The organism is Rhodopseudomonas sp. (genome assembly GCF_013377015.1).
GTDB lineage: Bacteria > Pseudomonadota > Alphaproteobacteria > Rhizobiales > Xanthobacteraceae > JARJEH01.
Map to the genome: position 1 here is coordinate 466,896 of NZ_JACABA010000002.1, position 20,933 is coordinate 487,828.

At 64.6% G+C, this 20,933-nt stretch carries 23 protein-coding genes; 7 read left to right on the forward strand and 16 right to left on the reverse strand.

The features are described from left to right. Positions 1-58: 58 nt before the first annotated feature. The gene (locus tag HXX15_RS10555) at positions 59-436 is read left to right on the forward strand and encodes a hypothetical protein (protein ID WP_296515832.1); all 378 of its coding nucleotides are present in this window, start codon (positions 59-61) and stop codon (positions 434-436) included. Between the two features lie 42 nt (positions 437-478). Here the strand turns inward: HXX15_RS10555 and nusB are convergent, their stop codons facing one another. From nusB to HXX15_RS10625, 14 genes are all read right to left on the reverse strand, one after another. Then, positions 479-994 carry a transcription antitermination factor NusB gene (gene nusB / locus HXX15_RS10560; protein ID WP_296515834.1) on the reverse strand — a complete coding sequence of 172 codons (516 nt, stop codon included), beginning with the start codon at positions 992-994 and terminating at the stop codon, positions 479-481. An 8-nt stretch (positions 995-1,002) separates the two neighbouring features. Further along, positions 1,003-1,494: a 6,7-dimethyl-8-ribityllumazine synthase gene (ribH, locus tag HXX15_RS10565; protein WP_296515836.1), complete on the reverse strand. Its 492-nt coding sequence runs from the start codon at positions 1,492-1,494 to the stop codon at positions 1,003-1,005. An 82-nt stretch (positions 1,495-1,576) separates the two neighbouring features. After that, a complete protein-coding gene (locus tag HXX15_RS10570) occupies positions 1,577-2,185 on the reverse strand; it encodes a riboflavin synthase (RefSeq protein WP_296515839.1) in 609 nt (202 codons plus the stop codon). Further along, a complete protein-coding gene (gene ribD / locus HXX15_RS10575; protein WP_296515840.1) occupies positions 2,185-3,336 on the reverse strand; it encodes a bifunctional diaminohydroxyphosphoribosylaminopyrimidine deaminase/5-amino-6-(5-phosphoribosylamino)uracil reductase RibD in 1,152 nt (383 codons plus the stop codon). The genes HXX15_RS10570 and ribD overlap by 1 nt, the downstream gene beginning before the upstream one ends. Next, complete coding sequence (gene nrdR, locus HXX15_RS10580) at positions 3,333-3,815, reverse strand: transcriptional regulator NrdR (protein ID WP_296515842.1); 483 nt, start codon at positions 3,813-3,815, stop codon at positions 3,333-3,335. Before nrdR ends, ribD begins: the two co-directional genes overlap by 4 nt. A 10-nt stretch (positions 3,816-3,825) precedes the next feature. Beyond that, complete coding sequence (gene glyA / locus HXX15_RS10585) at positions 3,826-5,127, reverse strand: serine hydroxymethyltransferase (RefSeq protein ID WP_296515845.1); 1,302 nt, start codon at positions 5,125-5,127, stop codon at positions 3,826-3,828. 188 nt (positions 5,128-5,315) lie between these two features. Continuing rightward, positions 5,316-5,942: a glutathione S-transferase gene (locus HXX15_RS10590; protein WP_296515847.1), complete on the reverse strand. Its 627-nt coding sequence runs from the start codon at positions 5,940-5,942 to the stop codon at positions 5,316-5,318. Positions 5,943-5,991: 49 nt separating this feature from the next. Further along, positions 5,992-7,548, reverse strand: coding sequence for a hypothetical protein (locus tag HXX15_RS10595; protein ID WP_296515850.1), 1,557 nt, complete (start codon positions 7,546-7,548; stop codon positions 5,992-5,994). Positions 7,549-7,675: 127 nt separating this feature from the next. Further along, on the reverse strand, positions 7,676-7,882 hold the full coding sequence (locus tag HXX15_RS10600) for a hypothetical protein (protein WP_296516904.1): 207 nt from the start codon (positions 7,880-7,882) through the stop codon (positions 7,676-7,678). Between the two features lie 746 nt (positions 7,883-8,628). After that, positions 8,629-8,844, reverse strand: a complete 216-nt coding sequence (locus tag HXX15_RS10605; protein ID WP_296515853.1) for a hypothetical protein — start codon at positions 8,842-8,844, stop codon at positions 8,629-8,631. A 16-nt stretch (positions 8,845-8,860) separates the two neighbouring features. Then, positions 8,861-9,091, reverse strand: a complete 231-nt coding sequence (locus tag HXX15_RS10610) for a hypothetical protein (RefSeq protein WP_296515855.1) — start codon at positions 9,089-9,091, stop codon at positions 8,861-8,863. A gap of 227 nt (positions 9,092-9,318) precedes the next feature. After that, entirely contained in the window at positions 9,319-9,834 is a 516-nt protein-coding gene (locus HXX15_RS10615; protein ID WP_296515858.1) for a MarR family winged helix-turn-helix transcriptional regulator, read from the reverse strand. A gap of 347 nt (positions 9,835-10,181) precedes the next feature. Next, positions 10,182-11,747, reverse strand: a complete 1,566-nt coding sequence (locus tag HXX15_RS10620) for an AMP-binding protein (RefSeq protein ID WP_366558590.1) — start codon at positions 11,745-11,747, stop codon at positions 10,182-10,184. A gap of 66 nt (positions 11,748-11,813) precedes the next feature. Then, positions 11,814-12,278: a DUF6163 family protein gene (locus tag HXX15_RS10625; RefSeq protein WP_296515863.1), complete on the reverse strand. Its 465-nt coding sequence runs from the start codon at positions 12,276-12,278 to the stop codon at positions 11,814-11,816. A gap of 209 nt (positions 12,279-12,487) precedes the next feature. On the opposite strand from HXX15_RS10625, the gene hemB reads away from it, so the two are divergent. From hemB to HXX15_RS10640, 3 genes are all read left to right on the forward strand, one after another. Continuing rightward, positions 12,488-13,537, forward strand: a complete 1,050-nt coding sequence (gene hemB, locus HXX15_RS10630; RefSeq protein ID WP_296515866.1) for a porphobilinogen synthase — start codon at positions 12,488-12,490, stop codon at positions 13,535-13,537. A gap of 129 nt (positions 13,538-13,666) precedes the next feature. Continuing rightward, positions 13,667-14,197 carry an RDD family protein gene (locus tag HXX15_RS10635; RefSeq protein WP_296515869.1) on the forward strand — a complete coding sequence of 177 codons (531 nt, stop codon included), beginning with the start codon at positions 13,667-13,669 and terminating at the stop codon, positions 14,195-14,197. Positions 14,198-14,267: 70 nt separating this feature from the next. After that, positions 14,268-15,041: an arginyltransferase gene (locus HXX15_RS10640; protein ID WP_296515871.1), complete on the forward strand. Its 774-nt coding sequence runs from the start codon at positions 14,268-14,270 to the stop codon at positions 15,039-15,041. A 172-nt stretch (positions 15,042-15,213) separates the two neighbouring features. Here the strand turns inward: HXX15_RS10640 and HXX15_RS10645 are convergent, their stop codons facing one another. Then, positions 15,214-16,581, reverse strand: a complete 1,368-nt coding sequence (locus tag HXX15_RS10645) for an Nramp family divalent metal transporter (protein WP_296515873.1) — start codon at positions 16,579-16,581, stop codon at positions 15,214-15,216. 228 nt (positions 16,582-16,809) lie between these two features. Here HXX15_RS10645 and HXX15_RS10650 point away from each other — a divergent pair, with 228 nt between their 5' ends. The 3 genes from HXX15_RS10650 (at position 16,810) to HXX15_RS10660 (ending at position 19,602) form a co-directional block, all read left to right on the forward strand. Then, positions 16,810-18,054 carry an MFS transporter gene (locus HXX15_RS10650; protein WP_296515875.1) on the forward strand — a complete coding sequence of 415 codons (1,245 nt, stop codon included), beginning with the start codon at positions 16,810-16,812 and terminating at the stop codon, positions 18,052-18,054. 76 nt (positions 18,055-18,130) lie between these two features. Next, entirely contained in the window at positions 18,131-19,348 is a 1,218-nt protein-coding gene (locus HXX15_RS10655; protein WP_296515877.1) for a multidrug effflux MFS transporter, read from the forward strand. Positions 19,349-19,410: 62 nt separating this feature from the next. Then, the gene (locus HXX15_RS10660) at positions 19,411-19,602 is read left to right on the forward strand and encodes a hypothetical protein (protein ID WP_296515880.1); all 192 of its coding nucleotides are present in this window, start codon (positions 19,411-19,413) and stop codon (positions 19,600-19,602) included. 19 nt (positions 19,603-19,621) lie between these two features. Here HXX15_RS10660 and HXX15_RS10665 read toward each other — a convergent pair whose 3' ends face one another. Then, positions 19,622-20,521, reverse strand: coding sequence for a DMT family transporter (locus tag HXX15_RS10665; protein WP_296515882.1), 900 nt, complete (start codon positions 20,519-20,521; stop codon positions 19,622-19,624). Positions 20,522-20,933 lie beyond the last annotated feature (412 nt).

Here is a 20,933-nt window from a genome sequence, read left to right on the forward strand (position 1 = left end):
CTCCAAGCCCGTCATCCCGCCGCAACGCGACGAATTGATCAACGACCGGCGCGTTCGCTTGGACTACCCTGCCGCGATGACGACAAAATTCCTGATCCGCGACGTGCTGGTCTGGGGCCTGCTGCTGTGGCTGGTCGGCTATCTGCTCGGCTTCGCGTTTTACGCCTTGGTGCCGGTGGCGCTGATCGGATGGTACGTCATGCCGTTCGGGATCGCGACGACCTGTCTGGTGCTTTGGCGATGGGTGCGAGTCAGTCGATGGCGCGACGCGCTGTTGCTCGGGATCGGCTGGAGCGTGATCGCGGTGGTTTGCGACTACGCCTTCATCGTCAAGCTGCTCGCGCCGCCCGATGGCTACTACAAGCTCGACGTCTATCTGTACTATCTGCTGATGCTGGCGTTGCCGATGGCGGCCGCAGCGCTCCGGCGCAAATAGATCGATCGCCCCCGGTCCAGCGTCGTTCCGACGCGTCGCCGGTCAGGTGCTCCGTGCGGCAAATTCTTCGGCGCGGAACTGCCGGGCGATCTGGTCCAGCACCGCGTTGACCATGCCGGTCTCGTCCTTCTCGACGAAGGCGTGGGCGACGTCGACATATTCCGACACCACCACCCGGGCCGGAATGTCCTTGCGGTGCTCGAGTTCGTAAGAGCCGGCGCGCAGCACCGCGCGCAAAATCGCGTCGATCCGCGCCAGCGGCCAGCCCTTCGACAGCGCGTCGTCGATCAGCGGGTCAAGCTTGCCCTGGTCGCGCACCACGCCGGACACGATGTCCTGGAAGAACGCCTGCTCGGCCGGAAGATATTGCTCGCCCTCGACCTCGTTGCCGAGCCAGTGGCTTTCGAATTCGGCGAAGATGTCGTTGATGCCGGCGCCGCCGATATCCATCTGGTATAGTGCCTGCACCGCGGCCAGCCGCGCCGCGCCGCGCCGATTGGCCTTCCGGTCGCCGCTCTTGGGCCCGATCTTGGGTTGGATCTTCTTGATATCAGCCATGACGCCGCTTAGCCCTTCGCCAGACGGCGTTTGATCCGCAGCATCGCCAGCGCCGCGCGCGCGGCGTCGCCGCCCTTGTTGAGCTCGCTGGCCTTGGCGCGCGCCCAGGCTTGCGCGTCGGTGTTGACGGTGATGATGCCGTTACCGAGCGGAAACTTTCGCGCGACGGCCAGATCCATCAGCGCGCGCGAGGATTCCATCGAGACGATCTCGAAATGGATGGTATCGCCGCGCACCACGCAGCCGAGCGCGATCGCCGCGTCATAGGGCCTGTTGTTGGCTTCCGCGGCATCCAGCGCGATCGCGATCGCGGCGGGAATTTCCAGCGCGCCCGGCACCGTGATGATGTCGTGGGTGACGCCGGCGGCTCTCAGCTCCGCCAGCGCGCCTTCCAGCATCGCGTCCTGGATGTCGTCGTAGAACCGCGCCTCGACGATCAGGACGCGCGCGCCCGCAATATCGGTCTGATCCTGCAACTGGGCGCGTCGCGCGTCTGCCATCGTTTGTCACTGCCAAATTGTTGGATGCAGGGTTCTAGGCGCGCAGGCGGCGAAAGCCAAGGAATCAAATCGCCGCTGCGGCTTATTTCATCTCGCTCAAACGCGCGGCATAGCGCGCCATCAGATCGACTTCGAGATTGACCTCGCTGCCGGCCTGCCAGCCGCCCAGCGTGGTGACGCTCAGCGTGTGCGGAATGATCAGTACCGAAAACGCCACATCGTCGACGCTGTTGACCGTCAGCGACACGCCGTCCAGCGTCACCGAGCCCTTGGTGGCGATGAAGCGCGCCAGTTCGCGGGTGGTGGAAAGGTGAAACCGCGCCATCCCCGGCAGTTCGTCGCGGCGCGTGACCGTGGCGATGCCGTCGACATGGCCGGTGACGATGTGGCCGCCGAGCTCGTCGCCGATCTTCAGCGCACGTTCCAGATTGAGCCTGGTGCCGACCTTCCAGTGCTTGGCCGAGGTCATCGCCAGCGTCTCCGCGCCGGCATCGACCTCGTACCAGGTCTTGCCGCCCTCCACGCCGGAGCCGACCACGGTCAGGCAAACACCATTGCTGGCGATCGACGCGCCATCAGCGATGCTGGCGCGGTCAAAATTGCACACAATGCGCAGCCGGTGCAGGCTGCCCTGCGCGGTCGGCGTCAGGGCTACAATCTCGCCTACGTCCGTGACAATGCCGGTGAACATTATGCGCGTCCGTAAATCGTGAGGGTATCGGGTCCGAGCGTTTCGCTCGCATGGAATTTCAAGGCCGGCGATGCCGTGATCGCGGCGAGCGGCAGGCCCTCCAGCGCATCGACGCCGCCCTCGCCGATCGGCGCCGGCCCGCGCAGCAGCCAGACCTCGTCAACCAGGTCGGCAGCGACGAATGACGCCGCCACCCGCGCGCCGCCTTCGACCATGAGCCGGGTGATGCCCTTGTCGGCGAGCGCGCGCAGCACCGCGGCGAGGTCCAGCCCCGGAGCCGCGGCGGTGGTGGGAACGCGGATGACCTGCGCGCCGGCGGCGCCGAGTTTCGCCACGGCAGCGGGCTCGGCGAGGTTGGATGTCATCAGCCACAGCGGCACCTCGCGGGCCGAATGCACCAGCCGGCTGTCGCCGCGCAGCCGCAGCGCGCGGTCCAGCACCACCCGAACCGGCGATTGCTTCTCCATGCCCGGCAACCGGCAGGTTAGCAGCGGATCATCCGCCAAAGCGGTTCTGATTCCGACCAGAATGGCGTCGCATTGCGCGCGCAGCAGATGCACCCGCGCTTTCGTCGCCGCGCCGGTGATCGCTACCGGCTGGCCGCCGGCCGCGCCGATCCGGTCATCACTGGACACCGCGAGCTTCAGGATCACATGCGGCCGGCCGTCGCGGACGCGGCGAAAATGCCCGGCATGATCGTGCGCCGCTTCGGCCGCGCCAGGCCCGACATCGACCACGATGCCGGCGGCGCGCAGCCGCGCGTGGCCCTGCCCGGCCACCTCCGGATTGGGATCCTGGATCGCCGACACCACGCGCGAAATGCCCGCGGCGATCACCGCGTCGGCGCAGGGCGGCGACTTGCCGTGATGCGAGCACGGCTCCAACGTCACATAAAGCGTGGCCCCGCGCGCGGCGTCGCCGGCGCGCGCCAGCGCTTCGATTTCGGCATGCGGCCGGCCGCCAGCTTGCGTCCAGCCGCGGCCGAGGATGACGCCGTCCTTGACGATCACCGCACCGACCGCCGGATTGGGCCAAGTGCGACCGAGCCCGCGGCGGCCCAGCGTCAGTGCCAGTTGCATGAAGCGCTGGTCGGCGGCTTTGCCGGCTTTGGCTTTTTCCGCGTACTGATCCTCCAAAATCCGGAAGATCATTTGCGGACCAGCGCCGGCCGGGTCTCGTCGTCGCCGGACAATTCGCCCAGCACCGCCTCGAAATCCTTGGCCTCACGGAAATTGCGATACACCGAGGCGAAGCGGACGTAAGCCACGTCGTCGAGCTTGCGCAGATGATCCATCACGATCTCGCCGATGGTCTCCGAGGAGATCTCCGCCTCGCCGCCGCTTTCCAGCTCACGCACGATCGCCGACACCATCTTCTCGACCCGCTCCGGCTCGACCGGCCGCTTGCGCAGCGAGATCTGCAGAGAGCGCACCAGCTTGTCGCGGTCGAACGGCACCCGGCGGCCGTTGCGCTTGATCACCGTGAGTTCGCGCAGCTGCACCCGCTCGAAGGTGGTGAAGCGGAAATTGCAGGCCATGCAGACCCGGCGCCGCCGGATCACGGCGGAGTCCTCGGTGGGCCGAGAGTCCTTCACCTGGGTATCAAGACTGTTGCAGCTCGGGCAGCGCATCTCGCGGCCCTTACTGGTAGATCGGGAAGCGGCCCGTCAGCTCCTTGACCCGCTCCTTCACCGAGGCTTCCACCAGCGGGGCCGATCCGTCAGCAGATTGCGCAATGGCATTCAGGACTTCGGAGATCAAGCTACCGACCTGCTTGAACTCGGCGACGCCGAAACCGCGGGTGGTCGCGGCCGGGGTGCCGAGCCGGATGCCGGAGGTGACGAAGGGCTTTTCCGGATCATAGGGAATGCCGTTCTTGTTGCAGGTAATGCCGGCGCGGACCAGCGCCTTTTCGGAGACGTTGCCCTTCAGGCCCTTCGGCCTAAGATCGACCAGCATCAAATGGTTGTCGGTGCCGCCGGAGACGATGTCGAAGCCAGCCGCGCGCAGCGTTTCCGCAAGCGCCTTGGCGTTTTCCACGACGTTCTTCGCGTAGATCTTGAAGTCCGGCTGCAGCGCTTCCTTGAACGCCACCGCCTTGGCGGCGATCACATGCATCAAGGGGCCGCCCTGCAGGCCGGGGAAGATCGCCGAATTCAGCTTCTTGGCCAGCGCCTCGTCATTGCTGAGGATCAGGCCGCCGCGCGGCCCGCGCAGCGATTTGTGCGTGGTGGTGGTGGTGACATGGGCATGCGGCACCGGATTGGCGTGGACGCCGCCGGCAACGAGGCCGGCGAAATGCGCCATATCGACCAGGAAATAGGCGCCGACACTGTCGGCGATCTCGCGGAACCGCTTGAAGTCCCAGGCCCGCGAATAGGCCGAGCCGCCGGCGATGATCAGCTTCGGCTTGACCTCCTCGGCCTGCCTGGCGACCGCGTCCATATCGATGATCTGATCCTCGCGCCGCACCGTGTAATGCGCGGGCTTGAACCACTTGCCCGACATGTTGACCGCCGAGCCGTGGGTGAGATGGCCGCCGGCGGCCAGATCCAGCCCCATGAAGGTGTCACCGGGCTGCAGCAGCGCCAGGAACACCGCCTGGTTCATCTGGCTGCCGGAGTTCGGCTGCACATTGGCGAAACCGGCGCCGAACAGCTTCTTGGCGCGCTCGATCGCCAGATTCTCGGCGACATCGACGAATTCGCAGCCGCCGTAATAGCGATTGCCCGGATAGCCCTCGGCATATTTGTTGGTCATCACCGAGCCCTGCGCCTCGAGCACGGCGCGGCTGACGATGTTTTCGGAGGCGATCAGCTCGATCTCGTGGCGCTGGCGGCCGAGTTCGCCCTTGATCGCGGCGGCGATCTCGGGATCGGCCTGTTCCAGCGAGGCGGAGAAGAAGGAGTCGGGGGCGGACTGGGTCTTGGCTGAGCTGCTCATGGCGAAATGTCTCCACCGCCGCAGGCCCTTAGCGCGGGGTGCGGGCGGTCATCTGGTGCGGTCGGAAGCGGCGCAGGGGCCATACCATATCGGGCCGCGCTGGCCAAGGTTTTGCGGGTTGGGCGTTCGATTTAGGCAAGATGTGGGGGATACCGGCAGTTCCGGCGCGGCGGGCGGGCCACGGCCGCTCAGGCGGCGAAGCGGTAGGCGCCGCCCTTTTCGATCGAACGCTGGAACGCCGGCCGGGCATGCATCCGCTTGAGCCAGCTATCGAGGTTTGGATAGGCCGGCAGCTTGCCGAACACTTTTGCCATCTCTGCAACGAAGATCATCATGGTGTCGGCGCCGGTCAGCGCCTGGCCGACAAAGAAGTCGCGGCCGTTGAGCGCGCCCTCGACATAGGACAGATGGTTGGCGATCTCGCTGTCGATCCGCGGATGCAGCGGCGCACCGGCCTCGCGCAGCCGGCCGACATAGAGGTTGAGCATCAAGGGCAGCATCGCCGAGCCCTCGGCGTAATGCAGCCATTCCTGATAGGCCTCGAACTCGCGCGTCCCCTCGTCCGGCCGCAGCGCGCCCTTGCCGTATCGGCGGATGATGTAATCGACGATCGCCCCGGACTCCGCCAGCGTGATGTCGCCGTCGACAATCACCGGCGACTTGCCGAGCGGATGCACTTCTTTCAACTCCGGCGGCGCCAGCCGCGTCGTCGCGTTGCGCTCATAACGCTTCAACTCATACGGCGCGCCAAGCTCCTCCAGCAGCCAGAGGATGCGCTGCGAGCGGGAGTCGTTGAGGTGGTGCAGGGTGAGCATGGTGGGTAAGCTTTCCGAAAGGGGCCAACAAATTCCCGTCAAGTATCGCTCATATCTTCAGGATGGCTCTTCGAATCGAGCGATAGTCATCTTTCGGTACCTCGACGAACTTCTCCTCACCAGCCTCATCTGCGAAGAACAAGCCTTCGGGCATCTTGTTTGTATTAATCAGGTCGACGTAGCAGCCATAGTCAATCTTGTAGACATCGTATCGCGCGCCGGGCTCATCGTTTGATGAGATGTTCCGTTTCAGTATGTGAAGAAGCCTCGAATCAAACAATTGATCGATCCTGCTGTCACGCGCGTTGCTCGCAAAGAGAAACGCCCTCGCCTTTCTGTTTCCAATCACCTCGTCGATGACATGATCGAGCAAATTGGCCAGTCGTTCGTTGCCACGAATGACCGATGCTTTGTCCTGCTGATACCAGTCCCGAGCTGCTCCTCGCACGTGCTGCACGGCCACCTTTTGTCCGAACGCTTTGGTTGCGATTTTCGCAGCAAGATTGAGAGCGTCGCGTGGGACACCCTCGACAGCGCGTACAAATTCTTCAAATACTGGAGTTTGTGTAAAAGCAATTTGGACAAGTTTATCAGCAGTATCAATCTCCGGCAACGCGCCATCGCTCGTACTGTAGTGCTTGAAGATCAAATTCTTGAAAAAATTCGTCGACTTCAATTGATTGTTTTCAAACACAAGGAAATCGTCAAGATTTAGGTCGGCAGACATATCTGCTCCCAGCTCGATTCCAACGTACTCGCCCCTGGCCTCCAAAATTGCAAAATTCGATCTGTGTTCTATCGCGGCAATCTTGACCGTGATTGTCCCGACCGGAAGAACCGTCCTTCGCAAGAGATCAGCCAAATAGGGCTGCAAATCTATAGGAATTTCGCTCCACTCATCGATCAATAACCAGACCCGGCTCTGACCAAGCACCTGCAAGAGTCCGGCCAGAGCGTTCATCACGCTGCCGAAGTTCAGATGGATACGTTCCTTTCCACTCCTCTTTGTTGAGTGATCTTCGGAAATTCTCCGATTCGAATCGGCACCAATCTCTGCAGCAAACCCCTCTTTGGGATTGAGCTTTATAGATGCGCGAGCTCGCGCATCGTTTGACCTCGCCTCTTTGTCCTCAGATTCGACAGATCCACTAATCTGCACGGTCGAAATTGAGGCGGCTAAATCATCAATCCGCATAGTAATCTGCTCAGGATTGATGGCGCCGTCAATTTGAGCCACAGCGAGCTGGAATAGTTCATCATGAATGGCTCGCAGAACATCAACAACAAGAACCGACGCCCGCTCCGAAAGCCCCTTAGAGGAGTCGCTGTAGATGGATCCATTTGATCCAATTGAACGCAAATCTAGATAAATTGCCAGGTCGCCAAGTTTCGTTACATTCTCAGCTAGAAATTTCAGTGCGTGTGTCTTTCCAGTGCCGCGCCTCCCATAAATTACTTGATTGTTCGACGTCGAAAGCAAGTCGTACAGGGGCGCAGAATCAACAAAAGTTGCCACCAATAAGTCATTGGAGGACCGCTCTGCTCTCTTGTTGAATCCGATTAGCGTTCTGTGAATTGCGGTCAAAGTGTCTTTATCAGAAATCATCTTGCTACCAAAGAGCTAGAGAACGAAACCTTCAAGAATAATAGGCTATCAACTATCTGAAGAAAGCGTAGAGTATTCTTCGGTCACAATCCTCCCCCAGATTTCGGGCCGGCTTATCCTACCCCCCTCAAATCGTCGTCTGCACCACGCCGCATTCCTTGCAGGTGAACTTGACCCGGGTTTCGCCGCGCGGCGCCTTGACCTTGTTCTCAGCGCCGCATTTGCCGCAGGTCGCCATGATCCTTGTGTCGCCCTGCTTCACCGTGAGGTTCTTCTTCGCCATCGCCTCGCGCATCAGCCGTTCGGCCTCCTCGCGCATCGCCTGCTTGTCCACCATGGTCCGCTCCGCCGTATTCGAATCCCGGAAAGGCTTTTAGCGCCGAATTTCGACGCGTCTGCAAGATTCGGATTGACCGGATTGTGACGATGGACTATATTCCTAATGTCCTGTCCATGAGGGGCGCTTCCGGAGGCGTTCTTGAAGCGGGACAGAGCCAACGCGGGGCAACCCGCCAGGGCTGGCCGCAACGGAGGAATTCCGGCGCGGTCGATGCGGCGTCCCGCGCCGATGCCTCGCCAGCATCACCCGGGAGGCCTTGGGTCGCCATCCGGCTCCACTACGAGAGCCTGCCACTTGTTCGTTGGCTGGACGCGGCACAGGTGAACGGCGGGAAATCCGCCCGGATCAGCGGGTCGTGGGGCTCGCGCCTGTACCCGGAAGCACGGTCCCGAGGCCCAAAATCGCCGCGCAATGGCAGGCCGGCTGGACGCCGCCTGCGGGGCGCGCCGCAAGGCGATGCGCGATCGGCTCAAGCCGATTGCGACGCTCCATTCCCGCGCCTAGTGGCGCGCCCCCGCCCCTCATGTTTCGGGGCGGCGTTAGCAAAGCTCGGGCTCAACGGAGTCGCGAGACTGCGAGGACGTGAGCGAATTGTGGCTGTTTGAAATTTGAATCCGGGATGACGCCAGGCGCAGACAGATTTTCTGCGTCATGCCGGGTCAAGCCCGGCAACGACGAAAACAGTGGGACGGCGAAGTGCGCAATCTCGCGCGCTAACGTCAGTCCAGCACCGCCTCGCCTCACATCCCGGTATAGCCGGCCTTGACCGGATCGTGGCTGCCGTCGCGCTCACGCAGGTAAACCAGACCGCACACCGTCAATCGATTGTCGTCGGTCTCGCCGGCTTCGAACAGTGTGCGGATGTAATTCTCCAGCTTCGGCTGCGCCTCTGCGGCGGCCTCGCGGCTGGTGAGAAGGCCGTAAGTCTGGATCACGCGGTCGATGGCGGCTTTCATGCAAGTCCTCGTTGGTTCAGGCCGCGATGATCCGCGCGGTTTCGAATTTCACAATCGCCTTGTTGGCGAGCCGTATCTGGTTGGTTTCGCCGCGCTGGAACGTCTGCACGATGCATTCCAGCAACGCGTCGTTGGTCGCCGAATGATCGGGAATCACGCCGGTGCGGCGCAGATAGTCCGCCGCAATGTCATAGGCCTTGCCGATCACGTCGACATTCATCACCCGCACTCCACGTTCGACCAACATGGCATCCTCCTCCGCTGTGATGTGACAAGCACGCAGGGCCCGAAAAGTTCCACCCAAAACCCGGTTTTGGCGGCGACGCAAAAAAGTCGGCCTCCCGCGAGGAAGGCCGATCGATGCAACAAAGGGGCGCGACAATTTGGGGAGCGCGCGTGGCTGCCTCGTTCGGGCAGCGCCGATCGGGTTTGCCCCGCCGGCGGTCCTTTGCGCGCTCCCGAAAACTAAGGAGCTCAGAGCCGGTACAGGATCTGGTCGGTCCAGAACCGCTCCAGCCGATGCAGCGACTTGTTCAGCGTGGCGAATTCGTCGTTGGAGATGCCGCCGACCTGCTCCACGGTGCGGACGTGCTTCTGATACAGCGCGTCGACGATGTGCCGGATCTCCTGGCCCTGCGCGGTGAGTCTGATCCGCACCGAGCGGCGATCGACCCGCGAGCGCTGGTGATCGAGGAAACCGAGTTCGACCAGCTTCTTCAGATTGTAGGAGACGTTGGAGCCGAGGTAGTAGCCGCGCGTGCGCAGCTCGCCCGCGGTCAGTTCCTTGTCGCCGATGTTGTAGAGCAGCAACGCCTGCACCGAATTGATATCGGCGCGGCCGCGGCGGTCGAATTCGTCCTTGATGACGTCGAGCAGGCGGCGATGCAGCCGCTCCACCAAGGTCAACGCCTCGAGATAGAGCGGCTGCACCGGCGCGTGTCCGGATGCAGGTGCAGCGACTTCCGCCGCCGTGGCTACGGCTTTGATCATGACGAACCCCTGTTGTCGTTTTTATCGACTTATTCGACGAAACTTGTGTTCCGCCTGATATCGCCAACTTAATGGGGCCGTTTGAACATCCGCTTAAATAAGACAATAAAGAGATCATGAATTTAAGACAGTGAATCGCCGATTAAGCCCGCGAATAAAGGGCTTTTCGCAACCTCCGATTCACGTTTGGAGGGCTCTGTTCACGCTTCGTCTGGCGACCTGTCACATTCGAATACAACATCGTTCGAATTCGAAAGATTCGCGTAACAGGTGTGACCACCGCGTTAGGGTGACTCAAATCTTACCGCGTCGAATTTCTTCCCGACCGCGACAATTGTCGTCGAATTTTACGCGACGCCGCGCGACCGGCCTTCCCAATATGGCGCGCGCAGCACTTTGCGGTCGATCTTGCCAAGCCCGGTGACCGGAATCGCGTCGACGAAGTCGATGGTCTTCGGCGACCACGGCGCGCCGCGCTTCTGCTTCACATGCGCCTGCAATTCCGCGGCGTCGTTGTTGGCGCCTTGCTTCAGCACCACGAAGGCCTTCACCGCCTCGCCCCATTTGTCGTCGGGCACGCCGATCACGGCGGCGGAAGCGACCGCGTGATGCGCCATCAACGCGTCCTCGACTTCGCGCGGATAGATGTTGAAGCCGCCGGAGATGATCATGTCCTTGGTGCGGTCGACGATATAGAGATAGCCCTCAGCGTCCTTCACCGCGACGTCGCCGGTGTGCAGCCAGCCGCCGCGGAACGCTTCTTCGGTGGCCTCCGGACGTTTCCAGTAGCCGTCCATCACCAGCGTGCCGCGAACGCAGATTTCGCCGGGCTCGCCGACGCCGACCTCGCGCATGTCGGAATCGAACAGCTTGACGTCGACCAGCGGATTCGGCCTTCCGCACGAGCCGAGCCGGCCGGGCTTGCTATCATCGTGATCGATCTTGCGCATCGTGGTGATGCATTGCGGCGCTTCGGTCTGGCCGTAAAGCTGCACGAAGACGGAACCGAAGATCTTCATCCCCTCGCGCAGCCGGTCCGGCGACATCGGCGCCGCGCCATAGACGATCATGTCCAGCGAGCTCAGATCGTATTTGGCGCGGACCGCCGGCGCGTCGATCAGTGCATAGATCAGCGTCGGCACCAGGAACGCCGCGGTGATCCTCTCTTCCTCAACGACACGGCAATAGGACTCGGTCTCAAAGCCCTGCACCAGCCGGACGAAGCCGCCGCGCATCATCACCGGATAGACGGTGACGCCGGCGGCGTGGCTGATCGGGGTGGCGGCAAGAAAGCGGATTTCGGCCGGCCAGTCCCAATCGGCATAGAGCAGCACCGCCATCGTGGTCAGCGCGCGATGCGGGATCATCACGCCCTTGGAGCGGCCGGTGGTGCCGCCGGTGTAGGCCAGCCAGGCAATCTCACCGGTCGCGCTGTCGTCGACCAGCGGCTCCGGCGTGACCTCGGCGAAGCCCGCCAGCAGGTCGCGGGCGCCGTCGACGGATCCGAACGACAGCAGATGCTTCAGGCCGGGCACCCGGCGCCGGATCGCCAGCCCGCGCTCGGCGAATTTGCCGCTCTCCACGATCAGCGCGTCGATCTCGGCGTCCTCGATGATGAAGGCATGGTCGTCCTCGGCCGCCATCGGATGCAGCGGCGTGTAGCGCAGGCCCATCACCATCGCGGCCGAAATCGCCGCCCAGGATTCGGCGCGGTTGCCGGACAGGATCGACAAGGCATCGCCCTTGGTCAGGCCGACGGCGCGGAACAGGCTGATGAAGCGGCCGACCGCCTCGCCGAATTCGCGGTAGCTCCAGCGCAGATTGCCGTCGGCGATTGCCGGCCGGTCGCCATAGCGCGCCACCGCGTTGACGATCAGGCCACCGCCGGTTCCGCCGCAGTGCAATTGATTGATCTGATTCATGATGCCCTCCCCTTCGCCGCGCAGCCTTCTAGCGGAGGCTCTGAGCGGTCCAAAATCCTATGGCGGCCGTTCCCGCGCCGCCATCCATGCCAGCGCCAGATACGCCGCCAGCAGCAGTGCTTCAATCGAAACGATCACCAGGCTGCCGCCGTAGATGGCGGGAAACATCAGCTCGATCACCGCCATCGACACCACGGTCGTCAGCCAGACCACAGCGCCCCACGGCGTCGCCAGCCACAGCCCGACCGCGGCGACCAGTTCGATCACCGCGAAATACACCGTGGCGGTTTGCCAAGCCATCGCCTGGCTTTCGAAGGCGTCGTCCTCGCCGCCTATGAATCCAGTGATCTGTGCCCAATGGTAAAGCCCCTTGATCACCGACAGCACCGCCATCACCCGCAGGAACAGCACCAGCCGCTGGGTCCAGTCGTTGTCGTGGTTGTCGGCGCGTTCCGAGGAAATCGCCGCCACCGACATCGCACGGTCCCGCGGCGATGGTTCGCGCGATGGGGTCTCAGACATGCGTTTCAGGGCTCAATGGGGTGATCGGGAGGCGGTGGACCGGAATCTCCAGCCGAGTCTTGACCCGGCGGCCCCGCAAAATCAATCGCCCAGCTGCGGCGACGCGGCCCGGACAATTGCGGCAAATCAAGACTGCGGTGACGCGACAATGGCATGGTGCTACTCTAGAACACATTAAAATTGGACTGCCTGCAGGGAGTGTTGGAACAATGGCGATCAAATTCGGGCGCCCCATCGAAATGCGCGACCAGCGCCCCCCCGCCGCCCCGTCACTCGACCTGGTGGTCCGTCCGAGGCGGAACCGTAAGGCGGAATGGGCGCGCCGGCTGATCCGCGAGAACGTGTTGACCACCGACGACCTGATCTGGCCGCTGTTCGTGATCGACGGCAACAACCAGCGCGTCCAGGTGGCGTCGATGCCCGGGGTGGAGCGGCTCAGCGTCGACCAGGTGGTCCGCGACGCCGAGCGCGCCGCCAGGCTGAACATCCCCTGCATCGCGCTGTTTCCCTTTACCGAACCGTCGCTGCGCGACGAGCATGGCTCGGAGGCGACCAATTCCGACAATCTGGTGTGTCAGACGGTCCGCGCCATCAAGAAGGAATTCCCCGATCTCGGCGTGCTGTGCGACGTGGCGCTCGATCCCTTCACCAGCCACGGCCATGATGGGCTGATCGCGAACGGCAAGATCCTCAACGACGAGACCGTCGCGGTGCTGGTGCGGCAGGCATTGGTTCAGGCCGAGGCCGGCTGCGACATCATCGCGCCGTCCGACATGATGGATGGCCGCGTCGCCGCGATCCGCGAAGGCCTCGACCAGGCCGGCTTCCTCGACGTCCAGATCATGGCCTATGCGGCGAAATATGCCTCGGCATTCTATGGCCCGTTCCGCGACGCGATCGGCTCGGCCAAGGCGCTGACCGGCGACAAGCGCACCTACCAGATGGACCCCGCCAATTCCGACGAGGCGATTCGCGAGGTTGAGCTCGACATCGCCGAGGGCGCCGACATGGTGATGGTGAAGCCGGGGATGCCCTATCTCGACATCATCCGCCGGGTCAAAGACACCTTCGCGGTGCCCACCTTCGCCTATCAGGTGTCCGGCGAATACGCGATGATCGCCGGCGCCGCCGCCAATGGCTGGATCGACGGCGAGCGGGCGATGATGGAAAGCCTGCTCGGCTTCAAGCGCGCCGGCGCTGACGGCGTGCTGACCTATTTCGCGCCGCAGGCCGCCGAGAAGCTGCGGGCGCAGACCTGAGAGTCCGGCCCTAACGCCGGGTTGATTGCTTCTTTGTAATGCGGCCGTGGCCTTGTACCGGGCCGCGGCCGTCTCCATGTCGAGCCATGGTTCGATATCTGGGTTCGGCACTTTCAGGGAGCAACGGTCATGTCTGAATATGGTTCGCGTGGCGGCTGGCGCGGCGACGGCGCGGACGTCCGGCCGCCGGCGTTCGACCCGTGGCTGTCTCCGGAACTGTTTCAGGGCGTCCTCACCAAGCGGGTGCTGGCGTTCCTGATCGACCTCGTGGTGCTGGCGATCCCGGTGATTCTGGCGGTGGTGTTCATCGCGGTGTTCGGCGTCGTCACGCTCGGGCTGGGCTGGACGCTGTTCTGGCTGGTATCGCCGGCGTCGGTGATCTGGGCGTTGATCTATTATGGCGCGTCGCTCGGCGGCCCCTATTCGGCAACCATGGGGATGCGGGTGATGGGGCTGGAGATGCGCACCTGGTTCGGCGAACCGAGCTACTTCGTGCTCGGCGCGGTGCATGCGGTGCTGTTCTGGATCTCGATCACGATGCTGTCGCCGTTCGTGCTGCTGGTCGGTCTGTTCAACGGCCGCCGCCGGCTGTTGCACGACATCGTGCTGGGAACCGTGGTGATCAACGCCGCGGTCCAGCTTCCGGCGCGCTCGTACTGAGCCCGCAAAGCGATTGACCGCCGCGATTCGCGGGGCGATGCTGTGCCAGCCTGGAGGTTGACGGACCGACGTGACACAGCACTCGCGCGACACCCCGCAGTTCTATCTGACGGCACCCTCGCCCTGCCCGTATCTTCCCGGGCGGCACGAACGCAAGGTGTTCACCCATCTGGTCGGCGGCAAAGCTGGCGAGCTCAACGATCTGCTCACCCATGGCGGATTCCGGCGCAGCCAGTCGATCGCCTATCGACCGGCCTGTGACCAGTGCCGCGCCTGCGTCTCGGTCCGGGTGATCGCCGGCGAGTTCCGGGCCTCGCGCAATCTGCGCAAGAACATGGCGCGTAACGCCGACATCGTCGGCGAGCTGCGCAGCGCGGTGCCGACCTCGGAGCAGTATTCGGTGTTCCGCGCCTATCTCGACCAGCGCCACCGCAACGGCGGGATGGCCGACATGACCGTGCTCGACTACGCGATGATGGTCGAGGACAGCCACGTCGAAACCCGGATCATCGAATACCGCAAGCGCAATATCGACACCGGCATCACCGGCCGCGGCGGCGACCTGCTGGCTGTGGCGCTGACCGACGTGCTCAATGACGGGCTGTCGATGGTGTACTCGTTCTTCGAGCCGTCCGAGCAACACCGTTCGCTCGGCACCTTCATGATCCTCGATCACATCGCCCGCGCCCGCCGGCTCGGCCTGCCCTACGTCTATCTCGGCTACTGGATCGAAGGCTCGCAGAAGATGGACTACAAGGGCCGCTACCTGCCGCAGCAGCGGCTCGCCCCATCAGGCTGGCTCCGCGTCGACGCCGAGGGCGAACATCCGGAGCCGTGGGAGTAGCGGCCGTCGCGGCGATAGCTCGGCGCATCGCCGGTGGATGCAATCATCCCCGCGAAAGCGGGGATCCAGTACGCCGCAGCATCTCGATTGATTACACTCGCTCTACAATACTGGGCCACCCGCTTTCGCGGGTGGTGACGGTTGTTCTCGTTGCGCAGCACTGCTCGCCGCATCAACCCGCGACGTAGTCCACCACCAGCTTGGCATTCAGCGCGATGATGATCGCCGCCACCAGCGCGGCGACCGCGGTGAGCCAGCGCGGCGCCACGAACACGCCCATCTTGGCGCGGCTGGCGGTGAACAGCACCAGCGGCACCACCGCGAATGGCAGTTGCAGGCTGAGCACCACCTGACTGAGGATCAGCAATTGCCCGGTGGCCTTCTCGCCGGCCCAGATCGTGACCACGACGGCCGGCACGATCGCGATCATCCGGGTAATCATCCGCCGCAGCCACGGCGCAATCTTGAGCTGGATGAAACCTTCCATCACCACCTGCCCGGCCAGCGTCGCCGTGATGGTGGAGTTCAGCCCGCAGCATAGTAGCGCGATGCCGAACAGCGTCGGCGCCAGCGCCGAGCCGAGCAATGGTGCCAGAAACGCGTGGGCCTGATCGAGTTCGGCGACGTCGGTCTTGCCGGCGCTGTGGAAGGTCGCCGCGGCGAGAATCAGGATCGAGGCATTGATGGTCAGCGCCAGACACAGCGCGATGGTGGAATCGATGGTGGCGAGCTTGATCGCCTCGCGCTTCTCCGGAACGCTGTCGCCATAACCGCGGGTCTGCACCAGCCCGGAATGCAGATACAGATTGTGCGGCATCACGGTGGCGCCCAGGATTCCCAACGCCAGATACAGCATCTCCGGATTGCGCAGGATTTGCGTGGTCGGCGCGAAGCCGCGGATCACCTCGCCCCAGTTCGGATCCGCCATCGCGATCTGAATCGCGAAGCACGCCGCGATCACGCCGAGCAGCGCCACTACGAAGGCCTCGATCCAGCGAAACCCGAACGCCTGCAGCGCCAGGACCAGGAACACGTCGGCGGCGGTGATGATCACGCCGATCTCGAGCGGAATGTGAAACAGCAAATTGAGCCCGATCGCGGTCCCGATCACTTCGGCCAGATCGGTGGCGGTGATGGCGATTTCCGCCGACAGCCACAGCGGCAGCGAGGCCCAGCGCGGATAGGCGTCACGGCAGGCTTGCGCCAGATCGCGGCCGGAGCCGACGCCGAGCCGCGTGCACAGCGATTGCAGCACGATCGCCATCACGTTGGAGAGCAGCGCGACGGTGAGCAGCGCGTAGCCGAATTTCGAGCCGCCGGCGAGCGAGGTCGCCCAGTTGCCGGGGTCCATGTAGCCGACCGCGACCAGATAGCCCGGCCCCAGGAACGCCACCAGCTTGCGCCAGAACGAGCCGCCACGCGCGGTCGGCACCGAGCCAAACATCCCGGACAGTGACGGCTCGCCGCGCGCGCTGCGCCAGCCGCCGTCCAGCGACGGTGGAGGCAATTCAGGGTTCAAACCGGGAGTTCTCGCATCCATGTCCACAATCTGGCGGATGATCGAGCTTAATGCAACTAACTTGCATGTGCATGAAGCAAAATCCTGTCCGTCGCCCCGAATCGCGGCCCAGTCTGACCCGATCCACCGGCGGTATTCCTTGATCCGACGCAGCCGGCGGACGCTTTCGCGCTCCGGATACGGGAACCGGGTGGCTTGCCGGCGCGCGACGCAGTCCATGGTGGCAGCGTCGCGCCCGAGGAGCCACCCATGACCCAGCCGCATCCTGACCTGTTGCCGCCGAGCTTCGCGCGGCTGGCGTGGTCGAATCTGGCGGCGCAGTCGGCCGAGCAGATCGCGCTGGCTGCGGCGCCGATTGTCGCGGTGTTGCTGCTGGGGGTCGGCGAAGCGCAAACCGGCCTGCTGCAGACCGCGCTGACCCTGCCGTTCGTGCTGTTCGCAATTCCCGCGGGCCTGCTCGCCGACCGGATCTCGCGGCGCTGGCTGATGGCCGGCGCCGAGGCGCTGCGGGCCGTCGCGCTGCTGGGGGTGCTGGGGCTGATTGGGATCGGCGCGCTGACCCTTCCGATGCTGGCGCTGCTCGGCTTCGTCGCGGTGTGCGGCACGGTGGTCTACAGCGTCGCCGCGCCGGCGCTCGTGCCCGCGCTGGTGCCGCCGCGCTCGCTGGCCGCGGCGAATGCGCGGATTGAACTCGCCCGCACCATCGCCTTCGCCAGCGGCCCCGCGCTCGGCGGCGTGCTGGTCGGATGGCTCGGCGCGGCGTCGGCCTTTGGCGTCGCCGCCGCGCTGTCGATCGCCGCGGTGATTCTACTCGCGGGCATCGACGAGCCGACACGAGCGCCGGCGCCGCCGCGCCATCCGTGGCGCGACGTCGTCGAGGGCGCATCCTTCGTGGCCAGCCATCCGCTGCTGCGGCCAGTGTTCATCACCCAGCTGATCTTCAACACCGCCTCGTTCCTGATCCTGGCGGTGTTCGTGCCCTATGCGGTGCGGCGTCTCGGCCTGTCGGCGACCGGCATCGGCGTCACGCTGTCGATGTATGGCGCCGGCATGGTGGTGGGCGCGCTGCTGGCGACGCGGGTGATGCGGCGGCTGCCGTTCGGCGTCGTGGTCGGGTTCGGCCCGGTCACCGGCTTCGTCGCCGCGCTGGTGATGGCGCTGACCACGCTGATCCCCTCGCCGGCGCTCGCGGCCCTCAGCTTCTTCCTGCTCGGCGCCGGTCCGATCCTGTGGGTGATCAGCACCACCACGCTGCGCCAGGCGGTGACGCCGCCGCAGCTGCTCGGCCGGGTCTCGGCAATCAACATCATGAGCTATGGCGCGCGGCCGGTCGGCGCCGGGCTCGGCGCGCTGATTGGCGGCATCTGGGGCGCCGAGATCTGCCTCTATCTCGCGGTCTTTGGCTTCGCCGCGCAGGCGCTGGTGATCCTGCTGTCGCCGGCGGTCAGCCTGATCGAGCAACCCGCCGCCGGCGGCGCGCTACGCAGCGCCTGAACCCCGAACACGGAAACGTGGGCTTTACGACCGCTCTTTAGATGATGTAGATCATCTAAAGAGCGGAGCCAGCGCCATGACCGACCAGGCCATCACCACGATCGTCGAGACGCCGCCCGCCGCGGCCGCCTCGACCACGCCGCAGATCGCGGTGCTGGCAGCGCTGGCCGCGATCGGCACACTGGCGACCAACATCCTGCTGCCGTCGCTGCCGCAGATGGCGGCGTCGCTGCGGGTCTCGACCGCGGCCGTCACCGCGTCGATCACGGTGTTTCTGGCGGTGTTCGCGGCCGGCCAGCTCGCAGTCGGACCGATCTCGGATCGCTACGGACGGCGCGTTCCGGTGCTGGCGGGATTCGTCGTGTTCATCGCCGGCAGCATCTGCTGCGCGTTGGCGACCGATCTCACCGGCCTGTTGATCGGCCGGGTGATCCAGGCATCCGGCGCCTGCGCCACCTCGGTGCTGTCGCGCGCGATCGCCCGCGACCTGTTCAGCGGTGCGGCGCTCGGCCGTGCGATGGCGCTGATCATGATCGCGATGGCGGCGGCGCCCGGCTTCTCGCCGCTGCTCGGCGGCGCGCTTGATCACTATTTCGGCTGGCGCTCGGAGTTCGTGTTCGTTGCGATCTTCGCCGCGGTCGCGGCACTCGCTTACGCGGCGGTGCTGGGCGAGACCCATCGCTCGCTGCGAATCCCGCTCAACCCGTTCGCGATCACCCGCACTTACTACGGCCTCGCCACCGACCGCCGCTTCCTGGTGCCGGCCGCCACCGTCGGCCTGATCATGGGCGGGCTGTTCGCGATGTTCTCGGCAGCGCCGCGGGTGCTGATCGAAGGCCTGCGCTTCACCCCGATCGCGCTCGGCCTGTTCTTCGCCGGCACCGTGCTGGTGGTGTTCGGCGCCGGCATGCTGGCGACCCGGCTGGCGCCGCGGTTCGGGCTTGATCGCGCGATCCGCGCCGGGCTGTGGATTGCCGCCACCGGCAGCGCCGCAATCCTGCTGGTGGCGCTGTTCGACGGCCGGTTCCTGCCGTTCCTGGCGGCGATCTCGGTGTTCCTGCTGGGCATGGGGATCGTCAATCCGCTTGGCACTGCGCAGGCGCTGTCGCCGTTCGGCGACAAGGCCGGCGCCGCCTCCGCTTTGCTCGGCTTCTGGCAGATGATGGGCGCGGCCATCGGGGTCTGGCTCGCCGCCACGGTTCACCCCGACGCGATGACCGGGCTCGGCATGGTGCTGACCGGCGCGTCAGGGCTGGCACTGGCGCTGTACGCGATGCGGGCGCGCGCCAGGTAGCCTGTCGCGAATCGACGATCTTCCCGCTTTCCTTAGCCGCGATTTTCTTGCAGAACGCCGCCATGGCAGATGAAACCGATGCGGGAACGATCCGAGGCTTTGTCCGGTGGGCGATGCAGCCGCCGCAATCCTATGTGATGTATCTGATCGCTGTGGTCCTGATCGGCGGGCTGTCGTTCTACGCCGGTTCGCTGAAGCCGAAGACGGCGCCTCACGTCGTGCCGCAATCGGTCAGCCAGCCGAACGGCAAGTAGCGCCGGGCCGTTCGCGGCATCACGACCGCGTCGCCAGCACCACGCCCGCTAGCGTGAAGATCAGCGCCGCGATCTGGCCCCAGCCCAGCGGTTCATGCAGCACGATCGCCGAAGCCACCACGCCGATCACCGGCACCGCCAGCGTACCGATCGCCGCCACCGAGGCCGGCAGTCGTTCGAGGGCTGCGAACCAGCACAAATAGGCGACGCAGAACTGGATCAGCGTCAGATAGATCAGCGCCGCCCAGCCGAGCGGCGACAGCGCGTCGAGCCGCGGCACCTCGAACGCAAGGCCGATCAGCGTCACCGGAATGCAGCCCAGTCCGATCTGCCAGGCCGCGGAGGTCGCGCCCGGCAGCGCGATCGGAAAGCGCTTCAGGAAGATGGTGCCGAGCGCGAAGCCGATCGCGCCGCTCAGCGCCAGCAGCACGCCCGGCAGCTTGGCGAGGCTGGCGGCGAAGCCGTTGGCGCCGAGCAACGCCGCGATGCCACCGAACGCCATGATCAGCGCCAGCACGCGCAGCGACGTCAGCCGCTCGCCGAGCAGCGGCCACGCCAGCAGCGCCGTCCACACCGGCATGGTGAAGGCGATCACCGAGGTCTCGCCGGCCGGCAGCCACAACAGCGCGATCCCCATCACCACCATCCAGAGCGTGACGTTGAAGAAGGCCGAGACCAGAACCCGCATCCACTGCGCCCGCGGCACCCGCAAATCGTCGCGGCGCAGCCGCGCATAGGCGAACAGCGCCAGCGACCCCGCAAGGCCGGTGAAGCCGCGCGCCGGCAGCGGCGGCCATTCCGAAATCACGAATTTGGTGACCGGCCAGCTCAGGCCCCACGCCACCGAGGTGACGGCGAGCAGGACAAAGCCGGTGGCCGCGGCGCGGCTGCGCGCGGGGGATATGTCGAGATCGGACATGATGCATCCGGTGGGTAGGACCGGCTCACATTGCCGGTATTGGAGCCTTGGCACCACCCGGAAAGCGATACCGCCATTCGCGGCGCCTGAGTCGCGCTTTGGCAACCCCGCGCGGAGAAAAAATACCTGCCTGTGAACAGTGGGTGTAGCTCGGTTTCGAACCGCCTCGGCCATTTTTTTGCGCTTCCGATTCCGTGAGGACTCACCGATACTTGCCACCATCAGGACGCGGCCATGCCCCCTGTGATTTCCGATTTTCCACCATATTTAGTATTTGATTCAGGAACTCGCACTAGTTCTTGACGGGCGCAACGGAGTCGGCCTAGTTTTGGACCGTCCAACGCGGGTTGTTTTGGGTCCCGCCGGACACTCCCAGAAGGGTATCCAACAGGCCAACTCCGTCAGCCGGCGC

Excerpts from the sequence above, each read along its gene's own strand:
- HXX15_RS10635 (WP_296515869.1), top strand. The coding sequence starts at position 13,667 with ATGTCTGAATATGGTTCGCGTGGCGGCTGGCGCGGCGACGGCGCGGAC.
- HXX15_RS10645 (WP_296515873.1), bottom strand. The coding sequence starts at position 16,581 with ATGGATGCGAGAACTCCCGGTTTGAACCCTGAATTGCCTCCACCGTCG.
- HXX15_RS10660 (WP_296515880.1), top strand. The coding sequence starts at position 19,411 with ATGGCAGATGAAACCGATGCGGGAACGATCCGAGGCTTTGTCCGGTGG.
- HXX15_RS10615 (WP_296515858.1), bottom strand. The coding sequence starts at position 9,834 with ATGATCAAAGCCGTAGCCACGGCGGCGGAAGTCGCTGCACCTGCATCC.
- HXX15_RS10595 (WP_296515850.1), bottom strand. The coding sequence starts at position 7,548 with ATGATTTCTGATAAAGACACTTTGACCGCAATTCACAGAACGCTAATC.
- HXX15_RS10605 (WP_296515853.1), bottom strand. The coding sequence starts at position 8,844 with ATGAAAGCCGCCATCGACCGCGTGATCCAGACTTACGGCCTTCTCACC.
- HXX15_RS10570 (WP_296515839.1), bottom strand. The coding sequence starts at position 2,185 with ATGTTCACCGGCATTGTCACGGACGTAGGCGAGATTGTAGCCCTGACG.
- hemB (WP_296515866.1), top strand. The coding sequence starts at position 12,488 with ATGGCGATCAAATTCGGGCGCCCCATCGAAATGCGCGACCAGCGCCCC.
- nrdR (WP_296515842.1), bottom strand. The coding sequence starts at position 3,815 with ATGCGCTGCCCGAGCTGCAACAGTCTTGATACCCAGGTGAAGGACTCT.
- HXX15_RS10665 (WP_296515882.1), bottom strand. The coding sequence starts at position 20,521 with ATGTCCGATCTCGACATATCCCCCGCGCGCAGCCGCGCCGCGGCCACC.
- HXX15_RS10590 (WP_296515847.1), bottom strand. The coding sequence starts at position 5,942 with ATGCTCACCCTGCACCACCTCAACGACTCCCGCTCGCAGCGCATCCTC.
- ribD (WP_296515840.1), bottom strand. The coding sequence starts at position 3,336 with ATGATCTTCCGGATTTTGGAGGATCAGTACGCGGAAAAAGCCAAAGCC.
- glyA (WP_296515845.1), bottom strand. The coding sequence starts at position 5,127 with ATGAGCAGCTCAGCCAAGACCCAGTCCGCCCCCGACTCCTTCTTCTCC.
- HXX15_RS10655 (WP_296515877.1), top strand. The coding sequence starts at position 18,131 with ATGACCGACCAGGCCATCACCACGATCGTCGAGACGCCGCCCGCCGCG.
- HXX15_RS10650 (WP_296515875.1), top strand. The coding sequence starts at position 16,810 with ATGACCCAGCCGCATCCTGACCTGTTGCCGCCGAGCTTCGCGCGGCTG.
- ribH (WP_296515836.1), bottom strand. The coding sequence starts at position 1,494 with ATGGCAGACGCGCGACGCGCCCAGTTGCAGGATCAGACCGATATTGCG.
- HXX15_RS10625 (WP_296515863.1), bottom strand. The coding sequence starts at position 12,278 with ATGTCTGAGACCCCATCGCGCGAACCATCGCCGCGGGACCGTGCGATG.
- HXX15_RS10610 (WP_296515855.1), bottom strand. The coding sequence starts at position 9,091 with ATGTTGGTCGAACGTGGAGTGCGGGTGATGAATGTCGACGTGATCGGC.
- nusB (WP_296515834.1), bottom strand. The coding sequence starts at position 994 with ATGGCTGATATCAAGAAGATCCAACCCAAGATCGGGCCCAAGAGCGGC.